Annotated in this window: 17 protein-coding genes and 1 other RNA gene; 10 read left to right on the forward strand and 8 right to left on the reverse strand. The window is 42.2% G+C overall.

From position 1 onward, the window contains the following. From A9260_RS03560 to smpB, 4 genes are all read right to left on the reverse strand, one after another. The coding region (locus tag A9260_RS03560) for a transposase (RefSeq protein ID WP_068696277.1) at positions 1–222 on the reverse strand (222 nt) is incomplete at its 3' end. Between the two features lie 59 nt (positions 223–281). After that, positions 282–1,082, reverse strand: coding sequence for a tyrosine-type recombinase/integrase (locus tag A9260_RS03565; protein WP_068696278.1), 801 nt, complete (start codon positions 1,080–1,082; stop codon positions 282–284). Between the two features lie 223 nt (positions 1,083–1,305). Then, positions 1,306–1,672, reverse strand: a transfer-messenger RNA (tmRNA) gene (ssrA, locus tag A9260_RS03570). Between the two features lie 67 nt (positions 1,673–1,739). Then, positions 1,740–2,225: an SsrA-binding protein SmpB gene (smpB, locus tag A9260_RS03575; protein WP_068696279.1), complete on the reverse strand. Its 486-nt coding sequence runs from the start codon at positions 2,223–2,225 to the stop codon at positions 1,740–1,742. A 102-nt stretch (positions 2,226–2,327) separates the two neighbouring features. Between smpB and A9260_RS03580 the strand changes: the two genes are divergently transcribed. Next, a complete protein-coding gene (locus tag A9260_RS03580) occupies positions 2,328–2,771 on the forward strand; it encodes an SRPBCC family protein (RefSeq protein WP_068696281.1) in 444 nt (147 codons plus the stop codon). A gap of 6 nt (positions 2,772–2,777) precedes the next feature. Then, positions 2,778–3,068, forward strand: coding sequence for an RnfH family protein (locus A9260_RS03585; protein ID WP_068696282.1), 291 nt, complete (start codon positions 2,778–2,780; stop codon positions 3,066–3,068). A 53-nt stretch (positions 3,069–3,121) separates the two neighbouring features. Here the strand turns inward: A9260_RS03585 and A9260_RS03590 are convergent, their stop codons facing one another. The 3 genes from A9260_RS03590 to nadK all read right to left on the reverse strand — a co-directional run bounded on the left by A9260_RS03590 (position 3,122) and on the right by nadK (position 6,324). Next, positions 3,122–3,502 carry an outer membrane protein assembly factor BamE gene (locus A9260_RS03590; protein ID WP_068696283.1) on the reverse strand — a complete coding sequence of 127 codons (381 nt, stop codon included), beginning with the start codon at positions 3,500–3,502 and terminating at the stop codon, positions 3,122–3,124. Positions 3,503–3,673: 171 nt separating this feature from the next. Continuing rightward, positions 3,674–5,335, reverse strand: coding sequence for a DNA repair protein RecN (gene recN / locus A9260_RS03595; protein WP_068696284.1), 1,662 nt, complete (start codon positions 5,333–5,335; stop codon positions 3,674–3,676). Positions 5,336–5,439: 104 nt separating this feature from the next. Next, on the reverse strand, positions 5,440–6,324 hold the full coding sequence (gene nadK / locus A9260_RS03600) for an NAD(+) kinase (protein ID WP_068696286.1): 885 nt from the start codon (positions 6,322–6,324) through the stop codon (positions 5,440–5,442). Positions 6,325–6,473: 149 nt separating this feature from the next. Between nadK and grpE the strand changes: the two genes are divergently transcribed. From grpE to A9260_RS03640, 8 genes are all read left to right on the forward strand, one after another. Beyond that, positions 6,474–7,085, forward strand: a complete 612-nt coding sequence (gene grpE, locus A9260_RS03605) for a nucleotide exchange factor GrpE (RefSeq protein WP_068696288.1) — start codon at positions 6,474–6,476, stop codon at positions 7,083–7,085. A gap of 228 nt (positions 7,086–7,313) precedes the next feature. Beyond that, complete coding sequence (dnaK, locus tag A9260_RS03610; RefSeq protein ID WP_068696290.1) at positions 7,314–9,230, forward strand: molecular chaperone DnaK; 1,917 nt, start codon at positions 7,314–7,316, stop codon at positions 9,228–9,230. A 269-nt stretch (positions 9,231–9,499) separates the two neighbouring features. Next, positions 9,500–10,645 carry a molecular chaperone DnaJ gene (gene dnaJ, locus A9260_RS03615; RefSeq protein ID WP_068696292.1) on the forward strand — a complete coding sequence of 382 codons (1,146 nt, stop codon included), beginning with the start codon at positions 9,500–9,502 and terminating at the stop codon, positions 10,643–10,645. Between the two features lie 146 nt (positions 10,646–10,791). Continuing rightward, on the forward strand, positions 10,792–11,283 hold the full coding sequence (locus A9260_RS03620) for a pilus assembly FimT family protein (RefSeq protein ID WP_231892562.1): 492 nt from the start codon (positions 10,792–10,794) through the stop codon (positions 11,281–11,283). Then, a complete protein-coding gene (locus tag A9260_RS03625; RefSeq protein WP_068696296.1) occupies positions 11,277–11,912 on the forward strand; it encodes a hypothetical protein in 636 nt (211 codons plus the stop codon). The genes A9260_RS03620 and A9260_RS03625 overlap by 7 nt, the downstream gene beginning before the upstream one ends. Then, entirely contained in the window at positions 11,899–12,816 is a 918-nt protein-coding gene (locus A9260_RS03630; RefSeq protein ID WP_082957041.1) for a hypothetical protein, read from the forward strand. Before A9260_RS03625 ends, A9260_RS03630 begins: the two co-directional genes overlap by 14 nt. Then, positions 12,806–13,219, forward strand: a complete 414-nt coding sequence (locus A9260_RS03635) for a prepilin-type N-terminal cleavage/methylation domain-containing protein (protein ID WP_231892563.1) — start codon at positions 12,806–12,808, stop codon at positions 13,217–13,219. The genes A9260_RS03630 and A9260_RS03635 overlap by 11 nt, the downstream gene beginning before the upstream one ends. A 293-nt stretch (positions 13,220–13,512) precedes the next feature. Continuing rightward, positions 13,513–15,072, forward strand: coding sequence for an AbgT family transporter (locus tag A9260_RS03640; protein ID WP_068696297.1), 1,560 nt, complete (start codon positions 13,513–13,515; stop codon positions 15,070–15,072). Between the two features lie 257 nt (positions 15,073–15,329). Here the strand turns inward: A9260_RS03640 and fghA are convergent, their stop codons facing one another. Then, complete coding sequence (fghA, locus tag A9260_RS03645) at positions 15,330–16,169, reverse strand: S-formylglutathione hydrolase (RefSeq protein WP_068696299.1); 840 nt, start codon at positions 16,167–16,169, stop codon at positions 15,330–15,332. Positions 16,170–16,198: the final 29 nt, after the last annotated feature.

Consider the following 16,198-nt stretch of genomic DNA (forward strand, 5'->3'; position numbering starts at 1 on the left):
GCTTAAATCAGCGTACATTTGTTTTAATCGTCGGTTTTCTTCTTCAAGCTCTTTCAGTCGTTTGATGTCCGAACTATCCATACCTCCATATTTGGCTCGCCAGTTATAGTACGTTGCATCTGATATGCCATATTCACGACAGGCATCAGAGACCTTTCGGCCTGCTTCAACTTCCTTCAAGATTTTAACAATCTGTGATTCTGTATAGCGTGATTTTTTCATGATCATTCTCCGTTTTATCTAGTTTAAACGGAAGAACTCTAAATCGGAATACACCTATTTTAGGGGATGGTTACAAGCTGGTCTGGTGTTATCGTTTTTTGTGCGGTAGGGCGAGGCTTGACGAAGGCTTTGGTTAAATTGGAAAAGCGGTTAAATTCGATATATCCTCGATTTTCTGCAAATTCACCAATTTGATTAACTAGTGTGCAGCAACGTTTTATTGTTTCTTGTATCCCTTGCGCTTCTAGAGGCTCTAGTGCCTTAACCACAACTGGTTTGCTCAATTTCTGAATTGATAGTTTTCCTAGTTGTGGAAGGAGGTACTTATCAAGCCTTAGTCGAGCATCCTTCGAAGCTCTGCGTTTAGTTTTTATGTCATCAACTTCTAGGGCTGAAAGTTGATGGTTTTCGTGCTTAGCTCGTATCTCAGCTTGTTCGAGTTCATGAGCTATCGCCAGTTGTTCGCGATGAAGCATTTGCTTAAAGAAGAGCTCAGCGACTTCTCCAAAAGTAAGGCTTTGAATAGTTTGGTCGAGGTCAAAGTGATCACTGTTGTTGCCTGTCATGATCTTGGCTATAGTTCTTTTTTCTCTTGGGTCTTTACCCTCTGATACGTTTTGGCGAAGGTCGATGGCTTGCTTCCGAGCTTCAGCTAAGGTGAGGGTAGGGTATTTACCTAACGAAAGTCTCACCTGTTTATTGGTGCCTTTGCTCTTATAAATAAACATCCAGGACTTGGATATGCCCTTCTTGCCTTTTCTGAGTCGAAAATACAGATTATCGCCATCGCATATGACTAGCTCTGACTGTTCATTAGTTAGGGAGAGGTTTCTGTAGTATGTGTCTTTTCTCATCGCCATTCGGCCGCACCTTCTATTTATGGGGAGGTAACAGCACAAAGGGTTACCCAAACTTTAAAATCAGTATAGATTTAATTTTTGGGTAATAAAATGGGTAATCCTTTAGGTGTTATGGGGAGGTACTCTGTGAGACTCTATGAGAAAAGAAAACTGTGAAGCTGCTTGTTTTACAAGGGTTTAGATAAGAAAAAGGGACGTCCTGAGACGTCCCTTTACTTTGATTTGGTGGAGCTGGCGGGAGTTGAACCCGCGTCCGAAAATCATTCATCATTGGTACTACATGCTTAGTCGATCTTTAAATTCACCAAGTACCTGCGAACCGACACGCTAGTAAATGACTATCCTGAATTATATTTCGAACTTCATCTCTCAGGCGGGAGAATCCGATCTAGCTAGTTTGGGTTTGACTCTTTGTTATTCCCCGTCTTACAAGCGGAAGCTAGGGCAAAGAGGCTCTCAGCAGGTTATTAAGCTGCTAGTGCGTAGTTTTCGTCGTTTGCGACTATTTTTTTGCGGCTTTTTACGTGGCCAACCGCCCCACGGCATGCACCTCAGACTTCAGAATTCTCGTCGAATCCTAGATCAGCCCCAAGTGTTATTTGCATAGTACCAGAAAAGACTTGCCTGTCTAGCACCATACTGACTGTATGCTCAATATTAGCGCAGTTTACTCTTCATAACTCGTGCTTTATCTCGCGCCCAGTCTTTATCTTTAAGATCGGTACGTTTATCGTGCAGTTTTTTACCCTTAGAGACACCTACTTTAATTTTAACCCATGAGCGTGACCAGTACAGAGATAATGCTGTTAGGGTCATGCCATCGCGGTTAATGCTACCAAATAGGTTATCCAACTCTTTACGCGAAAGCAGAAGCTTACGCACACGAGTAGGGTTAGCTACGATATGTGTAGATGCTTGGTTTAGCGGTATAATGCTCATACCACTAATAAAGGCTTCGCCATCTCTTATATAGACGTAGCTTTCAGCGATATTTGCTTTACCCTGACGTAGAGATTTTACCTCCCAACCTTGGAGCTCTAAGCCAGCTTCAAGCTCGTCTTCGATAAAGTACTCGTGACGGGCTTTTTTATTTAGCGCAATAGTATTACTAGTCGCTTTGGTTTTTGATTTTTTCTTTGCCATAATAGCCTCATTATACGTATTGCCTTATTATAGGGAAATTCTTTTTGCTCGGTTTTGAGTAAAGGGCTGTAAAATTAGCGATTTAGTTGTTGAGGAGTAGTTATGCCGCAGGTGACCCGTTCCGCATTGGTCTCTTTTAGTGCTGAACAGATGTTTAATTTGGTCAATGATGTTGCTCGCTATCCTGAATTTTTGCCTGGATGCTCAGGATCTAAAGTGCATGAAGCTGATGAGAGTAAAATGATTGCATCGGTTGACGTATCTAAAGCTGGTATTAGTAAAACGTTCACCACTCATAATGTATTGCATAGTGGGCGTGTTATAGAAATGAATTTAGTTGATGGCCCTTTTAAGCAGCTTAAAGGCGGGTGGTTTTTTACGCCTTTAGATGAGAGTGCCTGCAAAATTGAGCTAAAACTTGAGTTTGAGTTTACCAGTCGAATGGTTGAGTTGGCCTTTGGTAAAGTATTTAATGAATTAACCTCTAATATGGTTAATGCCTTTACCCAAAGAGCGAAACAAGTGTATCCGTGTTATGAGTATTGATTTGATATGATTCATGTAGAAGTAGTTTACGCATTGCCTTTTGAACAACGTGTCGTTGCATTGGTAGTGAATAAAGAAATGACCGTTGAGCAAATTATTGAGCGGTCTGGAATATTAAAGCTATTTCCTGAAATAGACTTAGCAGTAAATAAGGTTGGAGTGTTTAGCCGCAACGTCAAGCTTGATGCGCTAGTGCGAGATAATGATCGTATTGAAATTTATCGCCCTTTGCTTGCTGATCCTAAAGAGATTAGGCGTAAACGTGCAGAGCAAGCCGCTAAGAAAGCCGCGAAATAGCGATACGGTTAAATAGAATCAAATAAGAAGGGGGAGCATATGATGCTCCCCCTTTAGTATTTTGTGTTTATCGATTTCTGAATTGCTTGGTTGAAGCCAGGGCCAGCACTGAAATCACCGTCGATACGCTCTAAGCGATCATTACCACCAAAGAAGACAAACAAGTTCTTTTGGATCGGATCATCATGTCCTTTAGTGAAATGATAGATGTAGTACCATTTATTTGGTTTACCGTTTTCTATCAACATTGGAGAACCAAGAACATAACGAACTTGCTCTTTAGACATACCTATACGGAGTTGATCGACTGCAGATTGCTCGACAAAGTTGCCTTGGCTAATATCTATGCGATATACCAACTTTTCTAAAAGAGAACAGCCGGTGAGCATTGATAGTGCTAATGGGATTGCTATTAACCACTTTTTAAACTGCATATAATCAGATCTTTAACTTCTAAATAAAACTCGGCAAATAATAAACAAGCTAGAGCAGCTTGTATAGAGAAACCACCATGAGAGTGAAGATTGCCTATTATTGACCTCGCAAAATATGACATTCACCCACTTTTCATAATTAAAGACAGCAAATATAGCGGTGAGTTCCTCTTATGCTGCCATTAATTCTTTAGCATTAGCCAGAGTTGATGAGGTGATTTCGCTGCCACCCAATAAACGGGCTAGCTCTTCTATTCGCTGTTTCTCGTTTAAAGTAAACATCTGAGTTTCGGTTGTACCTGATTTTGTTTTCTTTGCCACAAACATTTGTTGATGACCATTACCTGCAACTTGAGGAAGGTGAGTAACACATAATATTTGCGTACTTTCTCCAAGCTTTCTTAGCATTTTGCCTACAACAGCGGCTGTCGGGCCACTGATCCCCACATCCACTTCATCGAAGATTAAACTTGGGGTTTCAACTTTTTGCGCTGTGATAACTTGAATAGCTAATGAAATACGAGAAAGCTCACCACCTGATGCTACTTTACCTAAAGGTTGCAGTGGTTGCCCTGGGTTTGCCGAAACTAAGTATTCGACATCATCAATACCAAGCGGGGAGGTGTATTTAATATCACTGTTAATGCTGATATCAAATTGAGCTTTTTCCATACTTAACTGATGCATACTGGCCGAAATCAGTTTGTTGAGTTCTTTAGCATAGCGTTTTCTCGATTTACTGAGTTTCTCCGAGCTCTTCACGTATTGGCTTAGTGCTTTATCTACTGCCGATTGCAATTGTTCAATGCGCTCATCAGAGCAATCTAATAGTTCGATTTGTTTAGCTAGGTCTTGATGGTGCTGATAAAGATCTTCGGGCAATACTAAGTGCTTTTTAGACAGTGACATCACTTTAGAGTAACGCTCTTCGACTGCTTGCATGCGCATTGGATCCATGTCGATAGAGTCTAGGTAATGTCTTAATTCGCTATTTGCTTCTTCTAAATGAATCACTGCTTCATTGAGCATTTGATTGATGCTACCTAAGTTGCTATCGAGTTCACTTAACTGCTGAGTTTGATGAATAGCGCACTGCAATAAATCAATGGCATTAACGTCATCATTGTCATTGATTATGTCGAGGCTTTGCTGGGTAAGGGAAAGAAGCTCACCACTATTAGACAGTCTTTTATGTTCTTGCTCTAATTGAACGAATTCATTTTCTAATAGTGCCAGTTCATCTAACTCTTTTATTTGGTATTCGAGCAATTGTTTTTGAGCGAGATTTTGTTGACCATTTTGGATGGTCTGTTTAAGTAGGTTATCGGCCTGACGCCATGTTTGGTAATGTTTTTGCACATGGTTGATTAGGTTTTGATGACCGGCATATTGATCAAGCAAAGAGAGTTGATACTCTTTTTTCAATAATTGATGGTGGGCATGTTGTCCGTGAATGCTGACTAAGGTTTGCCCAAGGCTTTTGAGCTGAGAAACAGGAACAGGGTTACCGTTAATAAAAGCGCGAGAGCGTCCATCTTTACCGATAATTCTACGTAAAATGCACTCATCACCATCGAACAGTTCATTATCTTCTAACCAGCGTTGGGCGCTGATGTTTTTTTCGATAATAAAGCTGGCACAAAGGTCGACTTTGTCTTCCCCCTGACGAACCATACTAGAGTCAGAGCGACTGCCTAAGCATAAGCCTAGAGCATCAATCGCTATCGACTTACCCGCACCAGTTTCACCGGTGATGGTTGTCATGCCAGAGCAGAGTTCGATTTGTAGTGATTTTACAATAGCAAAATTATTAACACTTAGATGAACGAGCATACGGAAATCCACGCAATAAAATACTGTATATGGAAACAGTATATACTGGTTTTACATACAGTAAAGTTGCAAGTGTTATTTTTTTATTATTTTTTTGATATCGTTTAAAAAAGCTTACTCGACCAGCCTAGTTTTTCACGCAAAACATGATAGTAGCTGTAGTCTTTAGGGTGAATTAGCTGCAATACGTTTTTACTACGATAGATATGAATTTCATCTCCAGGTTCGACTGGCAAAGAAATTTGTCCATCACAGCTAACTTCTTGAGTGCCTCTGTTGTCCGGTGCGAGTACTAATTTTATGTGTCGATTGCCATCGACAACCAATGGACGGCTCGACAAAGTGTGAGGGAACATAGGCACTAAGGAAATGGTATTTAAGCTTGGGGATAATATTGGGCCGCCGCCAGAAAGAGAATAAGCAGTTGAACCGGTGGGGGTTGAGACTATCAAACCGTCAGAACGCTGAGTAAAGGCAAAAGATCCATCAATATAGACTTCAAATTCAATCATGTGCGCCACTTGGCCTGGGTGAAGCACCGCTTCATTTAACGCAGCATTTTGACCTTTAATGAGTCCGTGACGATGGATTTCTGTTTCTAGAAGAAAGCGCTGCTCTTTTATATAGCGACCCGCTAATACTTCCTCAAGAGGGGTTTTAAAATCATCAGGATCTAAATCGGTAAGAAAACCAAGGTTGCCTTTATTGACGCCAATAACAGAGATGTCAAATCGAGACAGAACTCTGGCTGCCCCTAACATATTGCCATCACCACCGACCACAATCGCCAAGTCTGCCTCTTTGCCCATAAGCATCAGATTACAAAATACTTTGCTTTCAATCTCAGGCATCAACTCTTGAAGTCTATCGTCAATCAGAACTCGATAGCCTTTTTCCACTAGCCAATGATAGATCTCATGATGAGTTTGGATTGCGCTAGTGTCGCGAGGTTTACCTAAAATAGCGATTGTAGAGAACTGGTTACTCATTTTAGTCCCAAAATAAATGGTTAGGCTTGATTCAGAAACGATGATCCCCATAATAAGGGAAAGTTGAATTTAGATGCTAACTTTTTTATGGAAGTATTTCTGTTGAAATAATAGCACTTTGAGAAGTACGCATCCGTGTCGGAGAGATCATGAGCGATAAACAAGATAAAATTAACGAAGAAGAACTAGCACAAGCGAATACTGAAGCTGAACAAATTGTTGAAGAAGCGGAAGTGATTGGCGGTGAAGGTGATATCGAATGGAACGCAGAAGCTGAAGAAATTGAAGAATCAAAAGTTGCTCAACTAGAGGCTGCATTACTTCAAACTGAGATGCGCTTAAAAGAGCAACAAGATACTGTTATTCGCGCTAAAGCTGAAGTTGAAAACATGCGTCGCCGTACTGAGCAAGAAATGGCGAAAGCACGTAAGTATGCAATCAACAAATTTGCGGAAGAGCTGCTACCGGTTATTGATAACCTAGAGCGTGCGATGCAGGCAGCTGATACTGATAACGAAGTGGTTAAGCCAATCGTTGAAGGTATCGAAATGACGCATAAGTCATTTGTTGATGTTGTGTCTAAAAACGGTTTGAAAGAAATTAACCCAGTAGGTGAAGCTTTTAATCCTGAATTGCACAATGCTGTTTCTATGGTTGAAAGCCCTGATCATGAAGCGAATACAGTGACAATTGTATTGCAAAAAGGCTATGAGCTTAATGGCCGCGTAGTGCGTCCTGCTATGGTAATGGTTGCTAAATAAGCACTCAGCTAGGCGAAACAAACAAAAAGAGGCTATTTTTAGCCTCTTTTTTTATTTTTTTTCGCTTAACTCTTGAAAGATAGAATAGCGCCCTTATCTATGGTGCAGAGCAATTAAACAATAAGCTAACTGCTTTAACAAATTTGAGGCTTAGGGTTGAATCCGGGCCAAGCATCCCCATCTATGGGGTATAAAGAAACAAACAATTAAATTCTTGGAGATAGCCTGATGGGTAAGATCATTGGTATTGATTTAGGTACAACTAACTCATGTGTTTCAGTTCTAGACGGTGACGCACCACGTGTAATCGAGAACGCTGAAGGCGAACGTACAACAGCTTCTGTTGTTGCATACACAGATGGCGAAACTTTGGTTGGCCAACCTGCTAAACGTCAAGCAGTAACAAACCCAGAAAACACACTATTTGCAATCAAACGTTTGATTGGTCGTCGTTTTGAAGACGAAGAAGTTCAGCGCGATCTAGAAATCATGCCTTACAAAATCGTTAAGGCTGACAACGGTGATGCATGGGTAGAAGCGAAAGGCCAAAAAATGGCTGCTCCTCAAGTATCTGCTGAAATTCTAAAGAAAATGAAGAAAACTGCAGAAGACTTCCTAGGTGAAGAAGTAACTGGTGCTGTTGTTACAGTTCCTGCTTACTTTAACGATGCACAGCGTCAAGCAACTAAAGATGCGGGTCGTATTGCTGGTCTTGATGTTAAACGTATCATCAACGAACCAACAGCTGCAGCTCTTGCTTACGGCCTAGACAAGTCAGGCGGCGATCGCACTATCGCAGTTTATGACCTTGGTGGTGGTACTTTTGATATCTCTATCATCGAAATTGACGAAGTTGAAGGCGAGAAAACTTTTGAAGTTCTAGCAACTAACGGTGACACTCACCTTGGTGGTGAAGATTTTGATAACCGTATGATCAACTACTTGGTTGATGAGTTCAAAAAAGAACAAGGTATCGATCTTAAAAATGATCCGCTAGCAATGCAGCGTGTTAAAGAAGCAGCAGAAAAAGCGAAAATTGAGCTTTCTTCTACTACTCAAACAGACGTAAACCTACCTTACGTTACTGCTGATGCAACTGGTCCTAAGCACATGAACGTTAAAGTGACTCGTGCAAAACTAGAAGCTCTAGTTGAAGACCTAGTTCAACGTTCTCTTGAGCCACTAAAAGTTGCTCTAGCAGATGCTGACCTAACAGTAGGCGAAATCACTGACGTTATCCTTGTGGGTGGTCAGACTCGTATGCCTATGGTTCAAGCTAAGGTAACTGCGTTCTTCGGTAAAGAACCACGTAAAGACGTTAACCCTGATGAAGCAGTTGCTATGGGCGCTGCAGTTCAAGGTGGTGTTCTTGCTGGTGACGTTACTGACGTTCTACTTCTTGACGTAACTCCACTGTCTCTAGGTATTGAGACAATGGGTGGCGTAATGACTAAGCTGGTTGAGAAAAATACAACTATCCCAACTAAAGCACACCAAGTTTTCTCTACAGCAGAAGACAACCAGAGCGCGGTAACTATCCACGTTCTTCAAGGTGAGCGTAAGCAAGCGTCTTACAACAAATCTCTTGGTCAATTTAACCTTGAAGGCATTCAAGCAGCACCACGCGGCATGCCTCAAATTGAAGTAACACTTGACCTTGATGCTGATGGTATCCTAAACGTGTCTGCTAAAGACAAGAACACTGGTAAAGAGCAAAAGATTACGATCCAAGCTTCTGGTGGCCTAAGCGACGAAGATATCGAAAAAATGGTACAAGAAGCAGAAGCTAACAAAGAAGCGGACAAAAAGTTCGAAGAGTTAGTAACTACTCGTAACCAAGCTGACCAACTGATCCACGGTACTCGTAAGCAAATCGAAGAAGCGGGTGACGCTCTTCCTGCTGACGAAAAAACTAAGATTGAAGCGGCTATCACTGAACTAGAAGAAGTGAAATCTGGCGACGACAAAGAAGCTATCGATGCTAAAGTTCAAGCGCTTATGACTGCAGCTCAAAAACTAATGGAAATCGCTCAACAGCAAGCTCAAGCACAGCAAGCCCAAGGCGGCGAAGCTAGTGAAGAGCAAGCTAAAGACGACGACGTTGTTGATGCTGAATTCGAAGAAGTGAAAGACGAGAAGAAATAATTCCCGTTACTATAGCGAGTCATTTTAATACAGAAGACGACTGTTAATAATAGAGTCTTCTGTTGAATGAACACGCTCTAGTTAGGAATATATTTTTCTAATCTGATAGTTACGGGCGTTTTGGGAAACCTAAACGCCCGTCTGTTTGTAAATTATAGCTGTCGCTATAGATGATATTTTTAGAACCTAGAACCTAGAACCTCCATCTATATCGATATAAACATGAAGCGGTATTGCCGCTTGCAGTAAACAAATTGGTGACGAAACACATGTCTAAACGTGATCTTTATGAAGTACTAGGTGTAAGCCGCGATACTTCTGAGCGTGATATCAAAAAAGCCTATAAACGCCTCGCAATGAAATTCCACCCAGATCGTAATCAGGGTGATGAAGGCGCTGCTGAGAAGTTTAAAGAAGTGAAAGAAGCGTATGAGATCTTAACCGATGCTCAAAAACGCGCAGCCTATGATCAATACGGTCATGCCGCATTTGAACAAGGTGGCATGGGTGGCGGCGGTGGCTTCGGCGGCGGCGGTGCTGACTTTGGCGATATCTTCGGCGATGTGTTTGGTGATATTTTTGGCGGTGGTCGTCGTGGCGGTGGTCAACAGCGTGCACAACGCGGTGCAGACCTGCGCTACAACATGGAACTGACTTTAGAAGAAGCGGTTCGTGGTTGTTCAAAAGAGATCGAAGTTCCGACTCTTGTTGCTTGTGAAGTGTGTGATGGTTCTGGCGCAAAAGCGGGCTCATCGGCACAAACATGTAGCACTTGTCATGGTCATGGCCAAGTACAAATGCGCCAAGGTTTCTTTGCTGTTCAGCAAGCATGTCCTACTTGTCATGGTAAAGGCCAAATCATTAAAGATCCTTGTGGCTCATGTCATGGGGAAGGCCGCACGCATAAGACTAAATCTCTTAATGTTAAAATTCCCGCTGGTGTGGATACGGGTGATCGCATTCGTCTATCTGGCGAAGGTGAAGCAGGAGAGCACGGCGCTCCGGCAGGTGATCTATATGTTCAAGTTCATGTTAAAGAGCACCATATCTTTGAGCGTGACGGAAGTAACCTGTACTGCGAAGTACCAGTAAGCTTTACCATGGCAGCCTTAGGTGGCGAAGTTGAAGTCCCGACTCTTGATGGCCGTGTTAGCTTAAAAGTGCCTTCTGAAACACAAACTGGACGTATGTTCCGTATGCGTAGCAAGGGTGTGAAAGGCGTTCGTGGTGGTGCTCAAGGTGACTTGATCGTTAAATTGGTGGTTGAAACACCGGTTAAACTAAACTCTCGTCAGAAAGAACTGCTTAAAGAGTTTGAAGAGTCTTGTGGTGGCGATGCTGCTAACAAGCACAAACCAAAATCTGAAGGTTTCTTTGACGGTGTTAAGAAGTTCTTTGATGACCTTACTAGCTAATCGCTAATAAACTATTTTATATTTAGGCCAACCTTGTGTTGGCCTTTTTTGTGCGACAAAAAGAATGATTGTTTACGCGCTTGATCGTAGCGTGTTGGCGTCTATACCCATTATGCAGTCTCATTATCTAATCTTGTTAGATGAAGATGACAAGCAAAGGTTTTTCCATTGTTGAGGTTTTGATTTGTTGCGCTGTGCTTAGCGTGACTGGGCATATCGCCATGCTATCGGTTGCTGGGCAACTAAATAACCTAAAGATAAAGCGCGCCACCGCCCAAGCTCATGCCATATTAACCACAGCCCGAGATACCGCTTACGGGATGAAAAAAGATATATGGCTTCACGCTGATCTATCTTCTGCTAGTGGTTTCTTTGCTATTCATCACGATAACTTATTGCGCAATCCACAAACAATCTTTACTCAGGCCATCAATCCACAGCAGATAACAGAGGTATCAATAACCACGACGTTTAGCTCATTACGTTTTAGTGGCGTGACAGGCAGGCCTTACGGCAACGGTAATATCAGTATAGGGTTAAACGGCGAAACTCTGGTTAAGGTTATCTATCATGATATTACCGGTAGGATTCGTATTTGCTCTAGTAGTGCCATCTTGTTTGGCTATCCTGCGTGTTAAGCCTAACTTCTACCCATAGAAAATCAGCAGGGCTTTCTCTCCTAGAGTTATTGCTTAGCTTAGCGCTATCAAGCTCGTTATTGATTGCCAGTTCTACCTTGCTGATCAATCAGCAGCAGCTTTTATCTGCTCAGATAAAACAAGCGCAGTTGCTCATTGATGGACAATATCTATTGACCTATTTGCGCGGTGAAATTCGGCGCTCTGGTTACGTTCAACCTATCCCTTTATATATTGAACCGTCTAAGTTAGCAGTGGGTTATCAATATGATGTAGGGGAGTATCGGCGCGTTTTGCTATGGCGGGAAGGATCGCAATCTAAATTAAAATACTGCACAGATGCAACAGTGCAATTATCAGCATTACAAGAAACCTGCTCAGATAATATCAACTACTCAATGCTCAATGAGAAACTGTTATCCATTAAGGCATTTGATGTTTCATTACTGCCGATGACACAAGGATTAGTACAAGTTGATTATGCTATTGCGATAAAAGGCGATGAACCTACTTACAACACGCTTCTTACCTATTCTCGAAACTCAGTAGATGACCTGTCTGTAGGGGAGCTATTCGTAGGTGGGCTATCAGTGAATAATTTATCCGGTAACAATGATGAGTTCCAATAGCGGTTTCGTGTTGCTGATGGTACTTAGTGCATTGTTTGTATTAGGCTTTGTCGCATTAGAAAACTCTCGTTATTTAACCGATTCGTTACGCTGGCAGGCACATACGCATGTTAAGCGCAGTTATCTAGATTGGGAGCTAGAATCGGCAATCAATTGCACTGCTGTTCATCTTTCTTATGTGCAATACGCCTCTCAAGCTTCTTCTTCGCAAAACATATTACCGCCAGATGAGTGCATAACTGATGGCAATATCGGTATTTCCATTGAGAAGCAGGATGAGGTTAACCAATTTAAGATTGCATCGCAGGCCGATAATACCGCGACCAGTGCGATAGTGCGCTTAGGTAACATGAAGCAAGATGCTGCTGTTATTTCTAATCTGGCGATAACAACAAGCTTGCTGGCAAGTTCAGAGTTTGTTGAACCCTCTGCGTTACTGACCTTTTATGGACACACTAGCGTTGAACAATTGCAGTCACGTTGGGGGGAGGAATTAAATATCACGGCAGCGGCTCAGTGTGGATATGAGATTTTAGCTCGTATTCAACAGTCTGAAACGATTTTGCTTGTGATAGGGGACTGCTCAATTAATCAGTCTCAGTGGAATCAAATAGCGTTAGCTTCGCAAGATAAGCCCCTGTACTTGCTGTTTATGGGAGAGTTACTGCAATTATCTGGAACCGGCACTTTACATGGTGTGCTTGCGCTCTGGCAGACTGATGAGGGGAAGCTCATTATAGACGGCGACCCGCATATTCAAGGAGGGCTCATTTTACAGCTATCAGCGCCGATTGAGAGTCTCAGCGGAGAGATAAGTGTCATTGAAGACAGTGAATTATTGCTTGAATCGCGCTTTCGATTTTCTCAGCGATCTTGGGTTAGAGGGAGTTGGCGTGATTTTTAAGTCCTTTCCATACACCAATGACTGTAAACACTCAAAACAGCAAGGGCTATCAATGTTAGAGGTATTGATATCGACGGCATTAGTCAGCTTATTATCTTTGCTACTGATAAAAGGGGGAGTGTACTTACAAAGAGAGGCAAAGTTAGCCAGCCAAACTTTGCAGGCGCTCGGACATATAGAAAATAGGCTAGAGCAACATCGAGCTGAAGTGTTGTTAGGTTTTGCTATTGATCCACAATGGACAACAATTGAAACGACCGAGTTTCATGTGACCACCTCGCAAAGTAATACCGTTTCATCTATGGGGATTTTAGGTACCGAGATTATAGTTTCGGTATCTTGGCTTGATCCGTGGGGGCGGGATCAAGCGTTGTCTATTTCAACTTGGGTGGCATTTAAATAGATTGATGTTTCAGCTTTGTTAATTAATGCAACGGAGTGTCATTCAACTAGTTTGGTATTGATGTATGGCGAAAAGTAATAACTTAGTTTCTTTTTGTATATGCATCTGAATAGCTTTGTTTTTGTTGTGTTTAAAAGATGTTTTCAGTATGAAAAATAATCGATAGATGGCGCATTTAGCAAACTAAGATTCTGTTTTTGCGGTGATGATTGGGTAAAATAACCACCCTAATAAAAATAACACCAATATTTTAGTTTTTTACATTTTTGTAAACGTCACTGAGCGGTAATTCTATGAGCAATCAATTCGCAAACACAGATACACCTAAGCAAAGTAGTATGGATCGCTTCTTAAACCTGATTGAAAAAGCAGGTAACAAGATACCCGATCCCGCCATTTTATTCTTTTGGGCATTAATTATTGTATGGGTATCTTCAGCCCTACTATCAAATGTCTCTTTTGACCTAGTTAACCCACGCACCGGTGATCCTTTACAGATTACAAACCTTTTAACCGGTGATGCGTTGGCGAGTTTTCTAGCCAATATGGTAACAACCTTTACTGGTTTTGCGCCACTAGGTATCGTTTTAGTTGCAATGCTCGGTGTGGGCGTTGCTGACTCTTCAGGCTTTATTACGACTGGCCTGAAAAAAATGCTGGGTTTTACCCCTGCTAAACTTTTAACGCCAATGCTTATCTTGGTTGCTATCGTATCGCACACGGCAGCAGATGCAGGTTACGTATTAGTTATTCCACTAGGTGGTATCATCTTCCACGCTGCGGGTCGTCACCCACTAGCGGGTATTGCAGCAGCATTTGCTGGTGTATCAGGTGGTTTCTCAGCAAACTTTATTCCATCGGGCATCGATCCACTTCTAGCCGGTTTTACTCAAACTGCGGCGAATGTTCTTGATCCTGAATACATTGTTAACCCTCTTGCGAACATCTACTTTACTGGCCTTTCTTCAATATTGATTGTTGCTATCGGTTGGTTTGTTACTGAGCGCATCATTGAGCCTCGTCTAAATGCAACGACTAACGTTGATGAAGACGCTGAAGAAGCACCAGATCTTGGTTCGATGACGGAACTTGAGTCTAAAGCATTCCGCTATGCAGGCTTTGCGATGCTGGCAGGTATTGCTCTGTTGGTTGCCGCTATCATGCCTGAGAACTCAGCATTGCGTTCTCCTGAAGGGGAAATTACGGCATTCTCAGCGCCAATCATGCAGTCAATTGTTCCGTTGATCTTCATTCTATTTATCATTCCAGGTATCGTTTACGGTCGTGTGGTTGGTAAATTTAAGACCAGCAATGATGTGATTAAATCTATGTCTGAAACCATGAATACCATGGGCGCATACATGGTGATGTCTTTCTTCTGTGCACAATTTTTGGTGGCATTTGGTCAATCAAACATCGGCACTATGTTGGCGTTATACGGCGCTGAAGGCCTAAAAGCGATGAACCTTCCGGGTGAAGCGACAGTGGTTGGTATGATTCTGCTTACTGCTATGGTTAACCTTCTGGTCGGTTCTGCATCCGCTAAATGGGCGTTAATTGGTCCTATCTTAGTGCCAATGCTAATGGCTGTGGGTATCTCTCCTGAGCTATCGCAAGCGGCTTACCGCGTAGGTGATTCTGTCTCTAACATCATCTCTCCACTGATGGTGTTCTTCCCTCTGGTTGTGGTTTACTGTCAGCGATATGTGAAGAATACTGGTATTGGTACATTGGCTTCATTGATGATGCCATTCTCAATTGCGATGCTAATTGGTTGGACTATCTTCCTACTTGCTTACTGGGCTCTTGGTATTCCTCTGGGTATCCAAGCTCCGTACACTTACACTATGTAAGATGCACTGATTCTCTGAAGTTCTCTTCTTAGATATCTAGCTCAAAGCCCGCTATATAGCGGGCTTTGTTGTTTCTTAATCCAAGCAATAATTATACCAATCGCAGTCAATCTCTGATCAGCCTAGCGGGTTAAAACACTTGATAACCGCGTTGAAATTTTTGATTGTAGAGTAACTACTTATCAAAAATATTCGCCTTGTTCTCAAGTGTTTTTCCTGTGCGATTTCTGAACATTTATTTACTGTGATTAATGGTATTAGAGATATCGAGCGTGAAAAGTGAGATGCTCATCAATAAAGCTAGCAATGAAAAAGTAGCTATGATCGTAACCAGGCTGAATTCTTAATTCAAAATTGGGTGCACGTTCAATCGCGGCATCAATGAGATGATTGGGTTTGAGCTCTTTTTCTAAGAAATTATCCGCGCCGCCTTGATCGATCAATATCGGGCTATCACAGCCATGCTTCTTGATAAGCTCACAACTGTCGTGCTCTTTCCAAGTGGTAGCATCACTGCCAAGATAGTGACTAAATGCTTTGATGCCCCAAGGGCACTCTGATGGGTTGGTAATTGGACTAAACGCTGAAATAGAACGATAACGTTGTGGGTTTTTAATCCCAATCGTTAATGCGCCGTGGCCACCCATAGAATGTCCTGAGATTGAACGTACATCTGAAATTGGCAGGTTAGCTTCAATCAGTGCAGGTAACTCTTCAGTGATGTATGAGTACATTTGATAATGCTCATTCCAAGGTGCTTGGGTAGCATTAATATAAAATCCAGCTCCTAAGCCAAGATCATAGGCGCCCTCGGCATCATCGGCGACACCTTGACCACGCGGGCTAGTATCTGGCGCAATAATCGCAATGCCCAGTTCTGCTGCTTTTTTAAAAGCCCCTGCTTTTTGCATGAAGTTTTCATCAGTGCAGGTTAGACCTGATAGCCAATAAATAGCCGGAACTTTATTGTTTATATTCGCACTTTCAGGGAGAAATACAGCAAAGGTCATGGCGCAATTTACACTGCTTGATGCGTGTGTATATCGAGTATGCGTACCGCCACAGACTTTGCTTTGAGAGAGTTGATTTAAAGACATGATTAATCCTCACCATAAAAAACGCTCCA

The sequence above is a fragment of the Vibrio sp. UCD-FRSSP16_30 genome, from assembly GCF_001676025.1.
Taxonomy (GTDB): domain Bacteria; phylum Pseudomonadota; class Gammaproteobacteria; order Enterobacterales; family Vibrionaceae; genus Vibrio.

Bases quoted from the DNA above. Each gene is read 5' to 3' on its own strand.
- A9260_RS03620 (WP_231892562.1), top strand. From the start codon at position 10,792: ATGACAAGCAAAGGTTTTTCCATTGTTGAGGTTTTGATTTGTTGCGCT.
- A9260_RS03640 (WP_068696297.1), top strand. From the start codon at position 13,513: ATGAGCAATCAATTCGCAAACACAGATACACCTAAGCAAAGTAGTATG.
- A9260_RS03565 (WP_068696278.1), bottom strand. From the start codon at position 1,082: ATGGCGATGAGAAAAGACACATACTACAGAAACCTCTCCCTAACTAAT.
- A9260_RS03580 (WP_068696281.1), top strand. From the start codon at position 2,328: ATGCCGCAGGTGACCCGTTCCGCATTGGTCTCTTTTAGTGCTGAACAG.
- recN (WP_068696284.1), bottom strand. From the start codon at position 5,335: ATGCTCGTTCATCTAAGTGTTAATAATTTTGCTATTGTAAAATCACTA.
- grpE (WP_068696288.1), top strand. From the start codon at position 6,474: ATGAGCGATAAACAAGATAAAATTAACGAAGAAGAACTAGCACAAGCG.
- dnaK (WP_068696290.1), top strand. From the start codon at position 7,314: ATGGGTAAGATCATTGGTATTGATTTAGGTACAACTAACTCATGTGTT.
- A9260_RS03585 (WP_068696282.1), top strand. From the start codon at position 2,778: ATGATTCATGTAGAAGTAGTTTACGCATTGCCTTTTGAACAACGTGTC.
- A9260_RS03630 (WP_082957041.1), top strand. From the start codon at position 11,899: ATGAGTTCCAATAGCGGTTTCGTGTTGCTGATGGTACTTAGTGCATTG.
- nadK (WP_068696286.1), bottom strand. From the start codon at position 6,324: ATGAGTAACCAGTTCTCTACAATCGCTATTTTAGGTAAACCTCGCGAC.
- A9260_RS03590 (WP_068696283.1), bottom strand. From the start codon at position 3,502: ATGCAGTTTAAAAAGTGGTTAATAGCAATCCCATTAGCACTATCAATG.
- dnaJ (WP_068696292.1), top strand. From the start codon at position 9,500: ATGTCTAAACGTGATCTTTATGAAGTACTAGGTGTAAGCCGCGATACT.
- fghA (WP_068696299.1), bottom strand. From the start codon at position 16,169: ATGTCTTTAAATCAACTCTCTCAAAGCAAAGTCTGTGGCGGTACGCAT.
- smpB (WP_068696279.1), bottom strand. From the start codon at position 2,225: ATGGCAAAGAAAAAATCAAAAACCAAAGCGACTAGTAATACTATTGCG.